At 53.8% G+C, this 18,366-nt stretch carries 18 protein-coding genes and 1 pseudogene; all 19 read right to left on the reverse strand.

What is annotated here, in order from left to right; all coding sequences use genetic code 11:
• Positions 1-10: 10 nt before the first annotated feature.
• Positions 11-1,174: a glutathionylspermidine synthase family protein gene (locus tag LDB27_RS19730; protein WP_000943947.1), complete on the reverse strand. Its 1,164-nt coding sequence runs from the start codon at positions 1,172-1,174 to the stop codon at positions 11-13.
• Positions 1,175-1,176: 2 nt separating this feature from the next.
• Positions 1,177-1,815, reverse strand: a complete 639-nt coding sequence (locus LDB27_RS19735; protein ID WP_001085586.1) for a DUF1190 domain-containing protein — start codon at positions 1,813-1,815, stop codon at positions 1,177-1,179.
• Between the two features lie 9 nt (positions 1,816-1,824).
• Entirely contained in the window at positions 1,825-2,223 is a 399-nt protein-coding gene (locus LDB27_RS19740; protein WP_000547736.1) for a DUF350 domain-containing protein, read from the reverse strand.
• 17 nt (positions 2,224-2,240) lie between these two features.
• Positions 2,241-2,924 (reverse strand): YjfK family protein, encoded by a 684-nt coding sequence (locus LDB27_RS19745; RefSeq protein ID WP_000090296.1) that lies wholly within the window; start codon positions 2,922-2,924, stop codon positions 2,241-2,243.
• Positions 2,925-3,045: 121 nt separating this feature from the next.
• Positions 3,046-3,133 (reverse strand): annotated as a pseudogene (locus LDB27_RS19750) (hypothetical protein); the annotation flags it as partial.
• A gap of 17 nt (positions 3,134-3,150) precedes the next feature.
• The gene (locus tag LDB27_RS19755; protein WP_000511976.1) at positions 3,151-3,831 is read right to left on the reverse strand and encodes a PspA/IM30 family protein; all 681 of its coding nucleotides are present in this window, start codon (positions 3,829-3,831) and stop codon (positions 3,151-3,153) included.
• A gap of 14 nt (positions 3,832-3,845) precedes the next feature.
• A complete protein-coding gene (locus tag LDB27_RS19760) occupies positions 3,846-4,250 on the reverse strand; it encodes a YjfI family protein (protein ID WP_000312611.1) in 405 nt (134 codons plus the stop codon).
• A 132-nt stretch (positions 4,251-4,382) separates the two neighbouring features.
• Positions 4,383-5,114, reverse strand: a complete 732-nt coding sequence (gene rlmB, locus LDB27_RS19765; protein ID WP_001293274.1) for a 23S rRNA (guanosine(2251)-2'-O)-methyltransferase RlmB — start codon at positions 5,112-5,114, stop codon at positions 4,383-4,385.
• 90 nt (positions 5,115-5,204) lie between these two features.
• Positions 5,205-7,643, reverse strand: a complete 2,439-nt coding sequence (gene rnr / locus LDB27_RS19770) for a ribonuclease R (protein WP_000076351.1) — start codon at positions 7,641-7,643, stop codon at positions 5,205-5,207.
• A 37-nt stretch (positions 7,644-7,680) separates the two neighbouring features.
• Entirely contained in the window at positions 7,681-8,106 is a 426-nt protein-coding gene (gene nsrR, locus LDB27_RS19775; protein ID WP_001177632.1) for a nitric oxide-sensing transcriptional repressor NsrR, read from the reverse strand.
• A 219-nt stretch (positions 8,107-8,325) separates the two neighbouring features.
• Positions 8,326-9,624, reverse strand: coding sequence for an adenylosuccinate synthase (gene purA, locus LDB27_RS19780; RefSeq protein WP_225519889.1), 1,299 nt, complete (start codon positions 9,622-9,624; stop codon positions 8,326-8,328).
• A gap of 102 nt (positions 9,625-9,726) precedes the next feature.
• Positions 9,727-9,924, reverse strand: a complete 198-nt coding sequence (locus LDB27_RS19785) for a DUF2065 domain-containing protein (protein WP_001089290.1) — start codon at positions 9,922-9,924, stop codon at positions 9,727-9,729.
• Positions 9,925-10,002: 78 nt separating this feature from the next.
• Entirely contained in the window at positions 10,003-11,007 is a 1,005-nt protein-coding gene (gene hflC / locus LDB27_RS19790; RefSeq protein ID WP_001232417.1) for a protease modulator HflC, read from the reverse strand.
• A 2-nt stretch (positions 11,008-11,009) separates the two neighbouring features.
• Entirely contained in the window at positions 11,010-12,269 is a 1,260-nt protein-coding gene (gene hflK, locus LDB27_RS19795; protein ID WP_000312505.1) for an FtsH protease activity modulator HflK, read from the reverse strand.
• Between the two features lie 214 nt (positions 12,270-12,483).
• Positions 12,484-13,764, reverse strand: coding sequence for a ribosome rescue GTPase HflX (hflX, locus tag LDB27_RS19800; RefSeq protein ID WP_000460338.1), 1,281 nt, complete (start codon positions 13,762-13,764; stop codon positions 12,484-12,486).
• Between the two features lie 71 nt (positions 13,765-13,835).
• A complete protein-coding gene (gene hfq / locus LDB27_RS19805) occupies positions 13,836-14,144 on the reverse strand; it encodes an RNA chaperone Hfq (protein ID WP_001051875.1) in 309 nt (102 codons plus the stop codon).
• A gap of 82 nt (positions 14,145-14,226) precedes the next feature.
• The gene (gene miaA / locus LDB27_RS19810; protein ID WP_001000734.1) at positions 14,227-15,177 is read right to left on the reverse strand and encodes a tRNA (adenosine(37)-N6)-dimethylallyltransferase MiaA; all 951 of its coding nucleotides are present in this window, start codon (positions 15,175-15,177) and stop codon (positions 14,227-14,229) included.
• Positions 15,170-17,026, reverse strand: a complete 1,857-nt coding sequence (mutL, locus tag LDB27_RS19815) for a DNA mismatch repair endonuclease MutL (protein ID WP_001122541.1) — start codon at positions 17,024-17,026, stop codon at positions 15,170-15,172. The genes miaA and mutL overlap by 8 nt, the downstream gene beginning before the upstream one ends.
• Positions 17,027-17,035: 9 nt before the next feature.
• A complete protein-coding gene (gene amiB, locus LDB27_RS19820; protein WP_000640350.1) occupies positions 17,036-18,355 on the reverse strand; it encodes an N-acetylmuramoyl-L-alanine amidase AmiB in 1,320 nt (439 codons plus the stop codon).
• Between the last annotated feature and the right edge of the window lie 11 nt (positions 18,356-18,366).

An 18,366-nucleotide genomic window follows, 5' to 3' on the forward strand; every position in this document is an offset into this window, starting at 1 on the left:
AAAAGTATGATTAACCGGCAATATAATGTGGGACGAAACGGGAAGTGTCTTTGGTAATTAGCGTATTGTCCTCGCGAATCCCCATCCCGGCGGCTTCATCGTCAATGATCCAACTGCCAATCAGCGTATAGCTATCGCCAAAGCGCGGCAAAGGCTGAAACGCCTGGTAAATCATCGGCTCGTCAGCGTAGTCGCCGTCGGCATGATCGATAACATTTTGCCGCTCGTCGAAAATCGTGACGTTGCCGCCTTCACGTGAATAAATCGGCTTCCGCACGCTGCTTTCACCTGGCGCTGCGAGCGATTTTTCGCCCTCAAACCAGGCCGGCAGCAGATTCGGATGGCCTGGGAAAAAGCGCCACAATAACGGCAACAGCCCTTTGTTACTCAGAATACTTTTCCACAATGGCTCAATCCATTGCTCACGCCGTTTTCGCAGTAGCGGGCCGTTGTCGTCGCGCATCATCCATTCCAGCGGGTAGAGCTTAAAGGCGCGGCGAATCACGTTATCGTCCAGATCGGTCAGCACGCCGCCTACGCCAAGCCCCAGTTCTTCAATATAGATAAATCGCGTTTCCTGGCCCGCCTGCTGCGCGCAATCCTGAAGGTACAGCACCGTCGTACGATCTTCGTCGGTATCTTCACAACAGCAAAAGTAGAGCGGTTCCCGACTGTACAGCTCGCTGAAGCGGGCGATCAGCCGCTCCTGTATCGCGTTGTATTGATCGGCATCACGCGGAATGGCGCCGCTACGACGAGCATCCTCCAGCCATAGCCATTGAAAGTAGGAGGATTCATAGAGCGATGTCGGCGTATCCGCGTTGTATTCCAGCAATTTAACTGGATCTTTGCCGCACCAGACGAAATCCATCCGTCCGTAAAGCGAAGGATCGCGGCTGCGCCAACTTTCGGCGATGACATCCCAGTACAATGGCGGGATCGCCAACTGCTGCATGATCTGCTCATCCCGGACGGCCCGCTCGACAACCTCCAGACACATCTGATGAAGCTCTGCGGTCGGTTTTTCGATCTGTTCTTCAATTTGCCGTAATGTAAAACGGTAGGCCCGGCTTTCATCCCAGTAAATTTCGTTATCGATAACATGAAAGTCAAAACCGTGATCGCAGGCGATCTTATCCAGATCCCGGCGTACCGGTACGTTATGTCGTAGCATGGTTAGCCTCCCCAGTGCCCGCGGGCGCTGGAAGAACGGCCATAGCCGCCGCGGGAGACGGTGGACGCTTTCCGTGTCGTATAACCAGGGCTGGTCGCGGTATCGCTTTTCCCTGTGCCGCTGCGCCACGCATAGTCGCCGGACGTAGTGCGCCAGACGGGACGGGAGGCGTAGGATGAACCGCCGCTGCTATAGATGTATTGTTCGTCACGGTTTTGACGAATCGCGCGGCTGAGCAAAAAGCCGCTTAATACCGGAACCCAACTCCGATCGGTGCTATCAAAGTAGCAAACGCCAAACTGCGACTGACAGCTCTCCTGCGTCAATTGCTTAGGCACATTCGCGTAAAATTCTGTTTTCGCATTATTCCAGCCGTCAGCGCAAACGCTGGCACTATTGCCATCGTCAATACAGTCGTTCACCGTGGCGTAAAACGTCCCATCGCCGTCGTTGTCAGTATTGCCGCCATCACCGCACCCTTTCAGGAGAAAAAAGGCCGCTCCGCCCATAATCGCCAGCGTCAGGCATTTTGGCGTGTAGCGATTTCGTTGCCGCTCAAAGGGATTAACCGGTTCGGCTATCCGTCTTATTGCCGAATGGCCTACGCCGGATGTTCTTCTGGATTTTCGTTTTTTTGCCATGATCTTCCGTTACCATGTCATACAGGCAGCGTTAAAAATACCGCCAGCCAGCGCTGCGGTTCCCATAAATAGCCCCGCCGCCACGTTGTGATGAATAATTTTTTCGCTCAGCGTAGGCATGTATAACCTTACGCAGCCATAAATCAGCAGTTGAATCACCAGCGCAATGCCGCCCCAGGCAAAATAGTCCGGGATGCTGACCGAGTTTATCGCCGCGCTGGATAAGGGGATGACATAGCCCAGCAACGTACCGCTAAAGGCCAGCGATGCCGCAGTATTGTTATTTTTTATCAACTGCCATTCATTATGCGGCGTTATCTTTGAGTAAATAAAAAGAAATGCGATGACCATTGCCGCGCCAATAAAAAAATAGGCGCAGAAAGCCAGTAATGCGTCCAGTATATGCATAATTGTCCTGTATGTGCTTAACTAATAACCGTCAGTGAGGTGAGCGGGATATCCACGCCGAGCGCGCGCGAAAACACCCATTCAGGCTCACCGCGTTCGTTAAATGATTCTTCCCCGTTCAATAGAAGATACTCCCAGGCGTCATCCGTCACCTGGCGCTGGAAGCCCATCGTAAAATTGTGAACGTCCCATTTCTCTGCCTGCTGATTTTCAACCTTTTCCAGCATGTAGACAGGTTCAATATTGCCCGGCTCTTCATGGTTAAAAAAGCGCTGCCAGCGCCGTTCTTGCCAATTGAGCGTCATCGGCCCTATTGCCGCTGGCGCAATGGCTGAACGCCAGTGACGTTCCTCGTTAATACCGAAACTTTCCTCATATACAAAGAGTTTGATGTCATCAATGTCGTCAACATCCGTGCCGCCAGTGGTGTTAATTTGCAGAAACTCATCGCCAGAAGTGTAGTAGCGAAAAATCTGACTGCCGCCGCCTAAATCTATGCGACTCGCTGCCGCGACAGTGTATTTTTCACCCGGTAGCTCTACCAGCAACGACGACTTCAGTAGCCGGAATGCCAGCGTATCCAGCGTGAAACCGGCGTTAAGATGTAGTCCTAATGGTCCGCGAATCGGCGCTGGCGCGCTTGTTTTACCGAGCAAACGCTGAAAAAATTGCATCATAGGGGAACCTCTATCTCTTGCCATGCGACCTCTTCAGCCAGAATGCGATTGTCGTTAGGCATAATGCCATTTGAGATCGCGCATTCATGTGCCGTCTCGTATGAAAGCGACGAGCTCAGCACGGTAGCGCGCTTTCGCGCTACCGATAACAAAGCAGATACTGCCCGATAAACAGGCCAGGTCAGTCTGGACAAATGACGCTGGCAGGTTTTGACCATCCATGTAAAGAGCATTATTCGCCTTGTTGACGCTATAAACGCGCCAACACATCCTGAGCATTGCTTTTATTGGTTGCGCCAATACCGGCCTGCGCCAGTTTTTCGTCCAGGTCGCGTCCATCGGCGACTTTTTCCAGCTGCGCGGCGGCATCCAGCCGGGCCTGGCGTTCAGCCTGACGCGTTTGTAAACGTTTAAGCGACTCCGCCGCCGTAGACACATTCGACGCGGCTCCGACGGTCGAAGTCGTCACCGCCTGCTGGGCGCGCTGCATGGCTTCTGTCGCCTTAACCACTTCAAGTTGCTGCTCAAACTGCGCAATCCGCTGGCCTGTTGCCGTTACGGCCTTCTCCACCGCATCGCGAGAGGCTTCCAGATTAGTCAGCACCTGTTCTTCGGCAAGAATGGTATTTTCCAGACGGGCTATCTCTTCCGCCACTTCGTTGAGTAAAGCGGCGTCGACATTCTTACTCATTGCCGCCAACGCCCGTGTTTCAAGGCTGGCTTTACGCTCACGTAAATCATTCAGCTTGTCATGGCTTAGCTTCACCCGCGCCAATAAATCCACTCTGGATTTACCTGCTTTATCCAGCTCGGCTTTTGCGTCGCGAATATGCTGCTCCAGCATACGTACACCCTGTGCTTCATCAATGGCGTCTTCTGCCTGAGCAACGAATGATTTACCTAACGTGAACAAACTTTTTAAAATTCCCATGTAAGCCGCCTGTATTATTCCTGTGAATAGACTTGTGTTATTTCAGCGATATCCAACGCATTTTCTACAAGCGTGGTGATTTCCAGCATCACGTCGGCAAGCGACGAATTTAACGACAACGCGCCAAAAGCGACATAATATTCCTCCTGTTTTACCTGGGTAATACCGACCGAAGACAGCGGTAAAACCTTCTGATTTCTCAGCAAGAAAAGATTAAATTCCGCGGTATCTCTAATCGTATTTACCGGACAGATATAAGTCTCGATAACTATTTGTTGCGAGGTAAATAAAACCGCCAGTGGTAAATCGCCATAATCATTCATTTTTATTATTAATGAAGATTCATTATTTTCTATATCAATATTTAATTCAGCGATGTTGTTTAACGCATCCGCCAGCGTCCGTGGAGTCCATGCCATATTATTATCTCTATCTCTTTTTTATAAATAAAGGGAGTTACAGGGTAGGTTTTGCTTTTTATATTACCAGCCAAAGATAAAAAAAAACCATCCGATTATGGATGGTTATTTTCTTAAAAAAGAATATTAGCGTCAGGTGCGCTGGCGAACGGCTTCAAACAGACAAATCCCGGTCGCCACAGAGACATTCAGCGACGACACGCTACCGGCCATAGGAATGCTGATCAGCTCATCGCAGTGCTCACGGGTCAGACGACGCATACCTTCACCTTCAGCACCCATGACCAGCGCCATGCGGCCAGGCATTTTGCTCTGATACAGCGTATGGTCAGCCTCGCCCGCCGTCCCGACAATCCAGATATTCTCTTCCTGCAACATGCGCATCGTGCGCGCCAGGTTGGTGACGCGGATCAACGGCACGCTTTCCGCTGCGCCGCAGGCGACTTTCTTCGCCGTCGCGTTAAGTTGCGCGGAGCGGTCTTTCGGCACGATTACCGCATGTACGCCTGCGGCATCGGCGCTGCGCAAACAGGCGCCAAGATTATGCGGATCGGTGACGCCATCGAGGATCAACAAAAAGGGGCGATCGTGTAATGCGATCAGATCCGGCAGATCGTTTTCCTGATACTGCCGGCCTGGCTTCACGCGAGCGATAATGCCCTGATGCACGGCACCGTCGCTTTTCTCGTCGAGATATTGGCGGTTTGCCAGCTGGATAACCACGCCCTGGGACTCAAGGGCGTGGATCAGCGGCAACAGACGTTTATCTTCACGGCCTTTTAAAATAAAGACTTCCTGAAAACGTTCAGGGGCGCGCTCCAGCAGGGCCTGCACTGCGTGGATGCCGTAAATCATTTCGCTCATTAATGTACTCATTGTTTACGTTTTGCCGGGGGCGCTACGCTTGCCCGGCCTACAGATAATTCACCCTCTTCTGTTTGAAGAGGGTATTGCTCACTCTGCCGCTTTTTTCTTCGCCGCACGCTTCGCTTTGGTCGCTGCGGCTATTTTCTGCGTTTTAGCCGATGGCTTTTTTGCTTTTCGCGCGTCTTTTTTCGCTGCTTTCGGCTTCGCTTTTTTCTCGCCGCGGAAGGCGCTATCAGGCTCGAAGTTAACTTTTTTACCTACCTGACGACGTTTACCGGCGTTTTTACTTTCACCTTTTTTCGCTTTTTCACGCGCCGTTTTGCCGACGTTACGCGGTGCGCGCTCGCTGGAGATCAGGCTAAAGTCAATTTTCCGTTCGTCCATATTCACCGCTTCGACACGTACCTCGACCCGGTCGCCCAGGCGATATGTCTGCCCGCCGGACTCGCCAATCAGACGTTGCCCTACCTGATCGAAGCGATAGTAATCGTTATCCAGTGAGGAAACGTGTACCAGTCCATCGATAAACAGTTCATCAAGACGGACAAAGAAGCCGAAACCGGTGACGCTGGCAATCACACCCTTAAAGACGTTGCCTACCTGATCCAGCATAAAGTCACATTTCAGCCAGTCGGAGACATCACGCGTCGCTTCATCAGCGCGGCGTTCCGCCATCGAACAGTGCTGGCCGAGCTGCAACATCTCTTCCATCGAGTAGTGATAACCGCCCGTTTCTGTGGTGTTGCCCTTGTTCCCTTGCTCTTTCGCCAGCAGGTACTTAATGGCGCGGTGCAAAGAAAGATCCGGATAGCGGCGAATCGGCGAGGTAAAGTGCGCATAAGACTGCAACGCCAGGCCAAAGTGCCCGCGGTTTTCCGGATCGTAAATCGCCTGCTTCATTGAACGCAGCAGCATAGTTTGCAGCATTTCGGCGTCCGGCCGGTCGGCAATCGATTCAAGCAGTTCGGCATAATCGCGCGGTTCCGGTTTGTTTCCGCCCGGCAGCTCCAACCCCAGCTCCGCCAGTACGGAGCGGAATGAGGTGATCGCTTCGGTGGTGGGCTTATCATGAATACGGAATAACGCCGGCTCTTTAGCTTTTTCGACAAAGCGCGCCGCCGAGATATTCGCCATGATCATGCACTCTTCGATAAGCTTATGCGCGTCATTACGCTGGGTCTGTTCGATACGCTCAATGCGACGATCGGCGTTAAAGATAAACTTCGCCTCTTCGCTCTCAAACGAGATCCCCCCGCGCTCTTCACGCGCTTTATCCAGCACTTTGTAGAGGTTGTGCAGCTCTTCAATATGCTTCACCAGCGGCGCATATTGTTCACGCAGATCCTGATCGCCCTGCAGCATATGCCAGACTTTGGTATAGGTCAGACGCGCATGGGAGCTCATCACCGCTTCATAGAATTTGTAGCCGGTCAGCCGACCTTTCGCCGAGATGGTCATTTCACAGACCATACACAGCCTGTCAACCTGCGGGTTTAGCGAACACAGGCCGTTGGAGAGCACCTCCGGCAACATTGGGACAACCTGTGACGGGAAGTAAACCGACGTGCCGCGATTGCGCGCCTCGCGATCCAACGGCGTTGGCGGCCGTACATAATAGCTCACGTCAGCAATAGCGACCCACAAACGCCAGCCGCCGCCGCGTTTTTTCTCACAGTAAACCGCGTCGTCAAAGTCACGGGCATCTTCGCCATCAATCGTGACCAGCGGCAAATCGCGCAGATCGACACGACCGGCTTTCGCCTCTTCCGGCACCTCTTCTTTCAGCCCGGCGACCTGCTGCTCTACCGCCTGCGGCCAGATGTAGGGTATTTCATGGGTACGCAGCGCCATATCAACCGCCATACCGGTGCCCATATTGTCGCCCAGCACTTCGACGATTTTCCCTACCGCTTTAGTACGGCGAGTTGGACGTTGGGTCAGTTCAACCACGACCACGAACCCCATCCGCGCGCCCATGACGTCTTCTGGCGGGATAAGAATGTCGAAGCTGAGACGGCTGTCGTCCGGCACTACAAAGCCGACGCCCGCATCGGTGAAATAACGCCCGACTATCTGACTGGTTTTCGGTACCAGTACACGGACGATACGCGCTTCGCGGCGACCTTTACGATCGGCGCCCAGCGGCTGCGCCAGCACCTGATCGCCATGAATACAGGTTTTCATTTGCTCGCTGGAAAGATACAGATCGTCTTTGCGGCCTTCGACACGTAAGAAACCGTAACCATCACGATGACCGATCACGGTGCCTTTCAGCAGGTCGAGGCGTTCCGGCAGCGCATAGCACTGGCGGCGGGTAAAGACCAGTTGTCCGTCGCGCTCCATCGCGCGCAGGCGGCGACGCAAGGCTTCAAGCTGCTCTTCGCCTTCAATATTCAGTTCTACGGCCAGTTCTTCGCGACTGGCCGGTTTTTCACGTTTCGTTAAATGTTCGAGGATAAATTCCCGGCTCGGGATAGGATTCGCGTATTTTTCTGCTTCGCGTTCCTGGAAAGGATCTTGTGACATTGAGGTTCCTCCATTGTCATCTCTAATGAAGTTTACTTCACTCCACCAGTAATAATTTATAAAGCGGTTGATTCTCTTCAACCAAATCGGCAAGCGTGTAGTTATCCAGCTCCTTGAGAAAACTCTGCACGGCCTTAGAAAGCGCCTGTTTCAGACGACAGGCAGGGGTGATGTGGCAAAATTCGCTGCTACAGTTGACCAGTGATAAGGGTTCCAGCTCACGCACCACATCGCCAATACAAATAGTATTAGCCGGTTTACCCAGGCGGATACCGCCATTTTTTCCCCGAACGGCGGTGACAAAGCCCGCCCGGCTAAGCTGATTGATAATTTTGACCATATGATTACGGGACACGCCGTAGACTTCTGTCACCTCAGAAATGCTGGTCATTCGTCCATCTGGTAACGACGCCATATAGATTAGCGCACGTAAGCCGTAATCGGTGAAACTCGTTAACTGCACATCAACCTCAGGAAAAGGGAAAACGGGATATAACTTATCTGTATTGATGATAAACCAGCCACCTGTCAGGCTGCTAATTTATTTCGGTTCAGGAAGGAAAAAAGCGGGGAACAATGACGCATTTGAGCCGAAGGGTGATGCAAAGCATCTTATCCGGCCAACAAATGCGTACTCATCATAGACCCGGTAAGCGTAGCGTTACCGGGCATCATCCATCAATTACGCGTCGAACGGATCGCGCAGAATCATCGTCTCAGTACGATCGGGGCCGGTAGAAATAATATCAATCGGCACGCCGGTCAGTTCTTCGATACGTTTGATGTAGTTCAGCGCCGCCTGCGGCAGGCCGCTACGATCTTTCACGCCGAAGGTGGATTCAGACCAGCCCGGCATGGTTTCGTAAATCGGCTCTACACCTTTCCAGTCGTCAGCTGCCAGCGGAGTGGTAGTCACTTCGCGACCATCCGGCATACGGTAAGCCACGCAGAGTTTCACCTCTTTCAGGCCATCCAGCACGTCCAGTTTGGTCAGGCAGAAGCCAGACAGGGAGTTCAGCTGTACCGCACGACGAACGGCAACGGTGTCCAGCCAGCCGGTACGACGACGACGGCCGGTAGTGGCGCCGTATTCGTTACCCTGCTTGCAGAGGAACTCGCCGGTTTCATCAAACAGCTCAGTCGGGAACGGACCTGCACCTACACGAGTGGAGTAAGCTTTGAGGATACCCAGAACGTAATCAACATAACGCGGGCCCAGGCCGGAACCGGTCGCCACGCCACCTGCAGTGGTGTTAGAAGAAGTTACATACGGATAAGTACCGTGGTCGATATCCAGCAGGGTACCCTGCGCACCTTCAAACATGACGAAATCGCCACGCTGACGCGCCTGGTCGAGCAGGTCCGAAACGTCAACAACCATAGAAGTCAGGATGTCGGCAACAGCCATCGTATCATCCAGAACTTTCTGGTAATCAACCGCTTCAACTTTGTAGTAGTTAACCAACTGGAAGTTGTGATATTCCATCACTTCTTTCAGTTTTTCAGCGAAGGTTTCTTTGTCGAAAAGGTCACCAACACGCAGACCGCGACGTGCCACTTTATCTTCATAAGCAGGCCCGATTCCACGACCGGTGGTGCCGATCGCTTTCGCGCCACGCGCTTTCTCACGCGCGTTATCCAGCGCAACGTGATAATCAAGGATCAGCGGACAGGCTTCAGACAGCAGCAGACGCTCACGAACGGGGATGCCACGGTCTTCCAGTTCTTTCATCTCTTTCATCAGCGCGCTCGGAGACAGCACAACACCGTTACCGATGATGCTGGTTACATTCTCGCGAAGAATACCTGATGGAATAAGATGGAGAACGTTTTTTTCACCGTTGATTACGAGAGTATGGCCTGCGTTGTGACCGCCCTGGTAGCGTACAACATATTTAGCCCGTTCAGTCAGAAGATCGACGATCTTTCCTTTACCTTCGTCACCCCATTGGGTGCCCAGTACGACGACGTTGTTACCCATTTTTCAAAATCACCGTTTGCTTAAAAATGGATTCTACCATCGCTTTTTCAGATATACAGCACTTTTTGCACTCAATCTGCGGCAAATCCGACCACTTTTTGCTCAGCCAATCGTTTTCCTCAACATGTAGTAGACCACAACTCCCGCAACCACAAGTCCGCCGCCAAAACGTCGTAAAACATTTTCCGGCAGTTGCGCCAGTGCCGAAACCATTTTTTTCCATGCGCCGGGATACAGCATTGGTCCCAGCCCTTCGAGGACTAATACCAGAGCAAGCGCCAACCAGATTGTTGAATTCATTTATCGCCCTTATAAAAGAAAACCACCGGCATCCTTTGGATGCGGTGGTTTTGCTGGTCTAAAACCGCTGACGCTATTTTAACGTGTCGTCGAACTCGGTGTCTTCATGTAGCGGAAGAAATCGCTGTCCGGGCTCAGTACCATCACGTCCTGATTACCTTCGAAGCTCTTCTCGTAAGCGCGCAGACTACGAATGAACGCGTAGAAATCAGGGTCCTGGCTGAACGCATCGGCAAACAGCTTCGCGGCTTCAGCATCACCTTCACCACGCATGATACGTCCCTGACGCTCGGCTTCCGCCAGAGTTTTCGTCACCTCATAGTCAGCAGCCGCACGCAGTTTTTCCGCTTCTTCCTGACCTTGTGAACGATGACGACGCGCGACCGCTTCACGCTCGGCGCGCATACGGTTGTAAATCGCCTCAGAAACCTCGGTCGGCAGGTTGATCTGCTTAATACGCACATCGACCACTTCGATACCCAACGCCGCCATACTGTTCGGGTTGATGACCGGTACTTTACCTTTGGTTTCCGCCGTGACGCGTTCCGCCGCTTCGGCAATCGCGTCATCCGCCGCCGGGGTCGCCACTTCATCATCGGTACCGGCTGAACCGGAGTTCAGCGCGTCGCGCACTTCCAGAGTCAGACGACCACGAGAATCGGTCACGATGTCTTTTACGTCCAGGCGACCAATCTCAGAACGCAAACGGTCCGAGAATTTACGTTTTAACAGCACTTCGGCTTGCGAAATATCGCCGCCGCCGGTCGCCAGATAGTAACGGCTAAAGTCGCTGATACGCCATTTGATGTAGGAGTCGACAATCAGGTCTTTCTTCTCTTTAGTCACAAAGCGATCGGCCTGGTTATCCATCGTCTGGATACGCGCATCAAGCATTTTCACTGATTCAATAAACGGGATCTTAAAGTGCAGACCCGGCGCGTAAACCAGCGGTTTGTTCTCATCGTCACGCAGAACTTTACCAAAACGCAGCGTAATGCCACGCTCGCCCTCTTTGACCACAAAGACGGACATGTAGAGCACTACCAGCACGATGATGATAATCGCAATAACTGACTTACGCATCGTTATTCCCCCTGACGCTGGTAGTCGTTACGCTGCGCATTCGCGCGGCGTTGGTCCATAATATCGCCCTGATTTGAGGACGACGTGTTGCTTGCTCCGCTGGCGTTAGACTTTGTGGACGGCGGCAGGCGCAGCAGGTTGCTGGCGCTATTGTCGCTCTTTGCCGCCGGCGCATTCCCGCCTTTCAGCATCTGATCTAACGGCAGCACCATTAAATTACCGCTCTTGTCGTTAACCAGTACTTTACGGGTATGGCTCAGCACTTTTTCCATCGTTTCAATATACAGACGCTCGCGTGTAATCTGCGGCGCGGCTTTATATTCCGGCAAAATCTTCGCAAACCGGGCGACTTCACCCTGCGCTTCCAGGATAGTCTGGGTTTTATAGGCGCGTGCCTCTTCCAGAATACGCTGCGCCTGACCGTTGGCGCGCGGCTGAACTTCGTTGGTATACGCTTCCGCTTCACGAATGTACTGCTGCTCGTTTTCACGTGCGGCAATCGCGTCGTCAAAGGCGGCTTTCACCTCTTCCGGCGGACGCGCAGCCTGGAAGTTCACGTCCAGCAGGGTAATCCCCATGTTGTACGGTTTGATAGTCTCTTCCAGCTCGCGTTGGGTATCGCTACGAATAACGGTACGACCTTCGGTCAGGATGCGATCCATCGTGTATTTACCAATGACGCCACGCAGCGCGCTGTCGGTGGCCTGACGCAGGCTATCGTCCGGGCTGGTCACGCTAAACAGATATTTCTGCGGATCGGTGACGCGGTATTGCACGTTCATTTCAACGCGCACGACGTTTTCATCAGACGTCAGCATCACGCCTGACGCCGCCAGTTCGCGCACCGCTTCGACGTTCACCGGCGTGACGTCGTCAATAAATGTCGGCTTCCAGTTCAGACCTGGCTCTACCAGATGGCTGAATTTACCAAAACGCGTCACAACGCCGCGCTCGGCTTCTTTAATGGTATAAAAACCGCTGGCCGCCCAGATAATGACTACTGCCGCCGCGGCGATGGCGACAATACGGCCTCCCAGTTGCGGACGCGGGCCTTGCGATGAGCTACCGCCGCCGGAACCGGTGCCTTTACCGCCCCCAAAACCACCGAGTTTTTTACTCAGCTTACGGAAGATATCATCCAGATCGGGAGGTCCCTGATCGCGGCCACCTTTGTTTCCATTTCCCCCAGAGTTGCTGCCAGGTTTGCTGCTTCCCCACGGGTCGCGGTCCTGTCCGTTATTACCGGGCTGATTCCACGCCATGTTTGTGCTCCATATTTGTTATGCGGTGATCCCCGTTGTCTTTCGACCTCAGAGGATAAGGCGAAATTACTCCATGCTTCAGACGAACCGCCGTTACAGACATCATCTTTCAGGCTGCGTCTTGAGTGGCGGCTTTTTTACCCCAGGTCACTTCGTTGTGAGCTCCTGAGATTCTCTCAGCTACCGCCTCAATACGACCTGAATGACTTCGCGTCTAGATCACGTATTCGATCAACGCCGGTTCTTGTTTACAGAGGCGACGCCAGTCGACAATCGGCATTCGTACCTGCAGACTGACGCTACCGTCTTCCTCCATCCACTCTTTTTCTATTGCCTGAAGCTGATAAAACCGGCTTCTCAGACGCCCTTCCTGCGGCGGCAAACGCAGCGTATGCTGCGCCACCTCGCCGGAAAGACGCTCCGTCAAAGCCTGAAAAAGCTGTGGTATTCCCACGCCGCTTTGCGCTGAAAGCCAAACGCGGATGGGTTTATTCTCTTCATCTCTGTCGATACGCGGTTCAAAGTCGTCCAGCATATCGATTTTGTTCATCACCATTAAGGTGGGGATTTCGTGAGCGTCAATCTCTTCAAGAACGGTGTTTACCGCCTCGATGTTTTCCTGCACACGAACATCCGCCGCATCGACCACATGCAGCAGCAGCGTCGCCTGACGCGTCTCCTGCAGGGTAGCTTTAAAGGCAGCCACCAGATCGTGCGGTAAATGGCGGATAAAGCCTACCGTATCCGCCAGAACGGTTTCACCGACATCCGCTACATCAATACGACGTAACGTGGGGTCCAGCGTCGCAAATAGCTGATCTGCCGCATAGACCCGCGCTTCAGTGATCTGATTAAAAAGGGTGGATTTTCCGGCGTTGGTATAGCCCACCAGCGATACCGTCGGAACGTCGGCCTTGATGCGCGACTGCCGCCCCTGCTCACGTTGCTTCTCAACTTTCTCCAGGCGCGACTGAATCTGCACAATGCGATTACGCAGTAAACGACGGTCGGTTTCGAGCTGGGTTTCACCCGGACCGCGCAAACCAATCCCGCCTTTCTGACGTTCAAGGTGGGTCCAGCCACGCACCAGACGCGTAGCCAGATGGCGTAGCTGCGCCAGCTCAACCTGCAACTTACCTTCATGGGTACGCGCACGTTGGGCAAAAATATCTAAGATAAGACCGGTGCGATCGATAACCCGGCACTCGCACAAACGCTCCAGGTTTCGCTCCTGGGCTGGACTCAATGCATGATCAAACAATACGACCGCTGCGCCAGTCGCTTTCACGGCTTCCGCAATTTCAACTGCCTTACCTTCACCTACAAAGTACTTCGGGTGCGGTGCTTTACGGCTACCGGTAATCACCTGCATTGCTTCGACACCGGCGGAAGAGACCAGAGATTCAAACTCCTGGAGGTCTTCCATATCTTTGTCTTGCGAAAAATAGATGTGTACCAGTACCGCCTGCTCACCGGCATCATAACGGTCAAACAAGCGTAAACCCTCTTAATAACCAGCGGGGGCGATTATCCGACGCCCCCGACATGGATAAACAGCGCGTGAACTTATTCAGTCTCTTCGCTGTCCTGTTGCGCAGTAGAACCCTGCGCGTTGCTACCGTGATGGTAGTTATTGCTGGCGCCGCCACCGGCATTGTTGCTGTGATGGGAAACCGGGCGAGACGGGACAACAGTAGAAATCGCGTGCTTATAAACCATCTGGCTGACCGTGTTCTTCAACAGGATCACGAACTGATCAAAGGACTCGATTTGACCTTGCAGCTTAATACCATTCACCAAATAAATAGAAACTGGAACACGTTCCCGACGCAATGCGTTCAGGAACGGATCTTGTAAAGATTGCCCCTTAGCCATTCTCTTTTCCTTATATGCTTATTTGTACTTTGAACCTTTCGATTCTGAAAAATTGCGCACGATACGTCTCAATTGTACACATTCAGTCTGCGATAGCACCAACAACCTGTAATACTTCTTTTCGCGCCCGATCGGGATTCTCACTGTCAAGCCAGCGCACCCCTTCCCAACCGCGCAACCAGGTCATCTGGCGCTTCGCCAACTGTCTCGTGGCGCAAACACCTCTATAAACCATTTCATCATATGAGATTTCGCCCTCAATGTATGACCACATCTGGCGGTATCCCACACAACGGATGGAAGGCAAGTCCGTATGCAAATCTCCTCGGGCAAAAAGCGCCCGGACTTCTGCTTCAAAACCTGAAGCCAACATCTGATGAAAACGCAGTTCAATGCGCTGATGGAGCAGTTCACGGCTCGCCGGGGCGATAGCGAACTGATGCACCTGGTACGGTAGCGCGTCTCCTGACGTTTGCGTTAGCTCCGTTAAAGTTTTACCCGAAATGAAAAAAACTTCCAGTGCCCGGGAAAGTCTTTGCGGATCATTTGGATGAATTCGCGCGGCGGCAACCGGATCTATCTCCTGAAGTTGCTGATGCAACGCCTCCCATCCAAGCTCCGCTGCTTGCTGCTCTATCCGGGATCTGACTTCCGGATCTGCTGAAGGCAGCGGCGATAAGCCTTCCAGCAATGCCTTAAAATACAGCATGGTACCGCCCACTAACAGCGGGATACGCCCCGCAGCGGTGATCTCCGCCATTTGCGCTAACGCGTCGCGGCGAAAATCCGCCGCCGAATACGCCTGCGACGGGTCGCGTATATCTAACAGTCGATGCGGCGCCGCTTTCAGCTCATCGGCATTCGGCTTAGCCGTGCCAATATCCATTCCCCGATAAATGAGGGCGGAATCAACGCTTATCAACTCTACTGGCAAAACTTTACGCAGTTCTATCGCCAGCGCCGTTTTGCCGGAGGCCGTCGGCCCCATCAAAAATATCGCCTTAGGCAGGCTCGCCTTGCTTACATCATTCATGCTTCAGGGCGTTCATCGCCGAATGTAAATCAACAGGTTGTAACAGGCCACCCGGCGGCGCTTTTACCAGCTGCGGACATAGCCGCTCAACATCCGCCAGCAGCGATATGGCCTGCGCCATCGACCACTGCGGATGTTCGCTCTGCACATTACGCGCTATCCATTGTGCAATATTGACCGTTGCAAATGTGGTCTGTTGCGCCAGGTAGCCTATCAGTTCAGGAATCAAGATTTGTAAATTTTGTTGTCGTAAGGGTAAAGGCACCGCCCGAATGGTCACATGCTGCGCATCTGACTGAAATTCAATACCCAATTCTCCCAACAAAGATTGGGCTTTTTGCAGCGCGACTTTTTCATCGGCGCTCACTTTTAAACGCAGCGGAATCAGCAACGGCTGCGCGCAAACCGGACTTTGACCCGGTGTAAGCTGCGCCTGACGCAGCCAACGCTCCGCAACCGGCAGCGACAAGAGCTGGATAGTCCCCGCGTGTTCCAGCAACGCGCAGTCACCGCCGACTATTGTCAGTACGCGACCGAAACTCTGGCTATGTCCGTCAAGCGCAGGCGCAACCGGCTCCGGCGCGGGGCTCGTCGCCGGCGTCTGTAAAAGCGTGCGATAAACCTCGCCCTGCTGCTTCTGATAACCTGGCTGCGCGTGCGGCCAACCACCTGCGGACTGACGCCCGCCGTTACCGCCCGATGCGCCGCCGGAATAACGCGGTGTCGCGGGCTCGCGCGCCGCAGTTGGCTCGGCGGGTACAGCAAAATGGTTGCGCCCGGCGGCGATACGGTTTTCCGGGACATGCCGCGGCGCTGGCGCAATATCCTCCAGCGGCAGCGTCGTTTCCGTCTGCTGTTGCAGAACGCTCAGCACCCCTTGATAGATGAAGTCGTGCACCAGCCGGGATTGATGAAAACGCACTTCGTGCTTGGCGGGATGAACATTGACATCCACCTGATGCGGGTCAATCTCCAGATACAACACAAACGCAGGCTGTTGGTCCGCGCCCAGTTTATCTTCACAGGCCTGGCGAATGGCATGGTTGATCAAGCGGTCGCGCATCATGCGGCCATTCACATAGCAGTACTGGATCTCCGTTAACGCCGTGGTGGTGTGATTCGGATCGGCGACCCAGCCGCGCAGGGTCAGATCGCCATGCTGCCACTCGATCGCCAGTGCCTGTTCGAGAAACGGCGTCCCGCAGATGGCGCCTAACCGGCGCTCTTTTTGCCCGTCCTTTGCGACAGCGCGATACTGCCGTACCAATTTGCCGTTGTGCGACAGGTTAAGCGTGACGTCAAAACGGGCCAATGCAATACGACGGATGATCTCATCGATGTGATTAAATTCCGTTTTTTCGGTACGCATGAATTTGCGCCGGGCGGGCGTATTATAAAAGAGATCCAGAACTTCCAGGGTGGTGCCGACCGGGTGCGCGGCGGGTTTTACCGTCACGTCCATGTCACGCCCTTCCGCATACGCCTGCCAGGCTTCCGCCTGCTCCGCCGTGCGCGACGTTAGCGTCAAACGCGAGACCGAACTGATACTCGCCAGCGCTTCGCCGCGAAATCCCAGACTGATAATCGCTTCCAGATCGTCAAGCGAGGCGATCTTACTGGTGGCATGACGAGCCAGCGCCAGCGCCAGCTCCTCTTTTTTAATGCCGCAGCCATTGTCGCGAATACGAATAAGCTTCGCGCCGCCACGCTCAATGTCGATATCAACGCGGGTGGCGCCTGCATCCAGACTATTCTCTACCAGCTCTTTAACAACCGACGCAGGGCGTTCCACCACTTCGCCAGCGGCGATTTGGTTCGCAAGCTGCGGCGGCAGAACCTGAATCGGCATGAAATCTCCTTAATTCGCGGCGGTTATGGCGCCAGGCTGGTTGGTACTGGCCGTCTGGCCTGGGCCGCCCTGCGGCGCAGACTGGATCGGATGCGCTGCAAAGTACTTACGCAACCCCCGGTATATAGCGTCAGCAATCTGCTGCTGATAGCGGTCGCTCGCCAGCAATCGCTCTTCGCCGTGATTACTGATAAAGCCCGTCTCCACCAAAATGGACGGGATATCCGGCGAACGCAACACGCCCAGGCTCGCGTGTTCCGGGCGACGTTTATGCAGCGACCCCACACCATCCAGTTGGCTTAGCACGTTCGTCGCCACATCATACCCTACCCGCTGCGAATGACCGAATTGCAAATCCAGTACCGCCTGGCTCAGGTAAGGGTCTGACTGACTGTTCGCCAGCACATCGCCAGCGCCGCCTAACAGTTCGGATTGCTTCTCATGCTGCTCAAGCCAGTTTGCCATTTCGCTATTCGCGCGACGATTGGACAATACCCAGACGGAGGCGCCGGTGGCGTCGCGATTTGGTGCGGCATCCGCATGAATAGAGACAAGGAAGTTGGCGTTTTGCTTACGCGCCACGTCAGACCGCCCCATCACCGAAATAAAATAGTCGCCGTCACGCGTCAGCACGCCTTTAAACATCGGATCGTTATTCAGCAATGTGCGTAACTTACGCGCGATGGCGATGGTGACATTTTTCTCGCGCGTACCGCCCGGGCCTATCGCACCGGGGTCCTGGCCTCCATGTCCGGCATCAATAGCAATCACCACTTTATCGCCAGCGCCTGCCGACGCGCGCGCCGCAGGCCGCGTAACGGTATTGCTGCTGGTTACGCCGGTCAGGCGATCATCAGAAGATTTAAACGGATTACGGGCCGGCTCCGTCGGGCGGGGCGCGCTTTCAACCCGTTTCGCGACGACAGGCGGCGGTGGCGGCGGAACATCGGCATTAATGGTGAAAATGACCGTATAGTTGCCGCCGTTTTGCCGCTTCACAGCCTCGGTTTTACCATTTTCCGTCAGATCGACAAGCAACCGTAAAGATTGCGCATCTTTCGGCGTTCCGGCACGGATCGTTTTCACCAGATTGTTACCGCTAAACTGAAGCGGCAGCCCCTGAATCACGCCGGTCTGCCTGATATCCAGCGCCACGGTACGTTTACCGTCCTGTGAGTAAGCATATTCCGGATCGCCGATAAAACTCAGCGTAATGCGCGCCTGCTGCTCGCCGTTGGACACCTGAATATCAGAGAGACTGGCGGCGCCCGCCTGCGCGCACAGCAGGATTAAGGCTGCTATTACGGCATTTTTGATGCGATAAATCATCCCGCCACCTT

The sequence above is a fragment of the Salmonella sp. JXY0409-18 genome, assembly GCF_020268625.1.
GTDB classification, from domain to species: Bacteria; Pseudomonadota; Gammaproteobacteria; order Enterobacterales; family Enterobacteriaceae; genus Salmonella; species Salmonella enterica.

What these genes read in the sequence shown, in the direction of transcription:
- LDB27_RS19730 (WP_000943947.1), bottom strand. Translation starts at nt 1,174, where the DNA reads ATGCTACGACATAACGTACCGGTACGCCGGGATCTGGATAAGATCGCC.
- LDB27_RS19735 (WP_001085586.1), bottom strand. Translation starts at nt 1,815, where the DNA reads ATGGCAAAAAAACGAAAATCCAGAAGAACATCCGGCGTAGGCCATTCG.
- LDB27_RS19740 (WP_000547736.1), bottom strand. Translation starts at nt 2,223, where the DNA reads ATGCATATACTGGACGCATTACTGGCTTTCTGCGCCTATTTTTTTATT.
- LDB27_RS19745 (WP_000090296.1), bottom strand. Translation starts at nt 2,924, where the DNA reads ATGGCAAGAGATAGAGGTTCCCCTATGATGCAATTTTTTCAGCGTTTG.
- LDB27_RS19755 (WP_000511976.1), bottom strand. Translation starts at nt 3,831, where the DNA reads ATGGGAATTTTAAAAAGTTTGTTCACGTTAGGTAAATCATTCGTTGCT.
- LDB27_RS19760 (WP_000312611.1), bottom strand. Translation starts at nt 4,250, where the DNA reads ATGGCATGGACTCCACGGACGCTGGCGGATGCGTTAAACAACATCGCT.
- rlmB (WP_001293274.1), bottom strand. Translation starts at nt 5,114, where the DNA reads ATGAGCGAAATGATTTACGGCATCCACGCAGTGCAGGCCCTGCTGGAG.
- rnr (WP_000076351.1), bottom strand. Translation starts at nt 7,643, where the DNA reads ATGTCACAAGATCCTTTCCAGGAACGCGAAGCAGAAAAATACGCGAAT.
- purA (WP_225519889.1), bottom strand. Translation starts at nt 9,624, where the DNA reads ATGGGTAACAACGTCGTCGTACTGGGCACCCAATGGGGTGACGAAGGT.
- LDB27_RS19785 (WP_001089290.1), bottom strand. Translation starts at nt 9,924, where the DNA reads ATGAATTCAACAATCTGGTTGGCGCTTGCTCTGGTATTAGTCCTCGAA.
- hflC (WP_001232417.1), bottom strand. Translation starts at nt 11,007, where the DNA reads ATGCGTAAGTCAGTTATTGCGATTATCATCATCGTGCTGGTAGTGCTC.
- hflK (WP_000312505.1), bottom strand. Translation starts at nt 12,269, where the DNA reads ATGGCGTGGAATCAGCCCGGTAATAACGGACAGGACCGCGACCCGTGG.
- hfq (WP_001051875.1), bottom strand. Translation starts at nt 14,144, where the DNA reads ATGGCTAAGGGGCAATCTTTACAAGATCCGTTCCTGAACGCATTGCGT.
- miaA (WP_001000734.1), bottom strand. Translation starts at nt 15,177, where the DNA reads ATGAATGATGTAAGCAAGGCGAGCCTGCCTAAGGCGATATTTTTGATG.
- mutL (WP_001122541.1), bottom strand. Translation starts at nt 17,026, where the DNA reads ATGCCGATTCAGGTTCTGCCGCCGCAGCTTGCGAACCAAATCGCCGCT.
- amiB (WP_000640350.1), bottom strand. Translation starts at nt 18,355, where the DNA reads ATGATTTATCGCATCAAAAATGCCGTAATAGCAGCCTTAATCCTGCTG.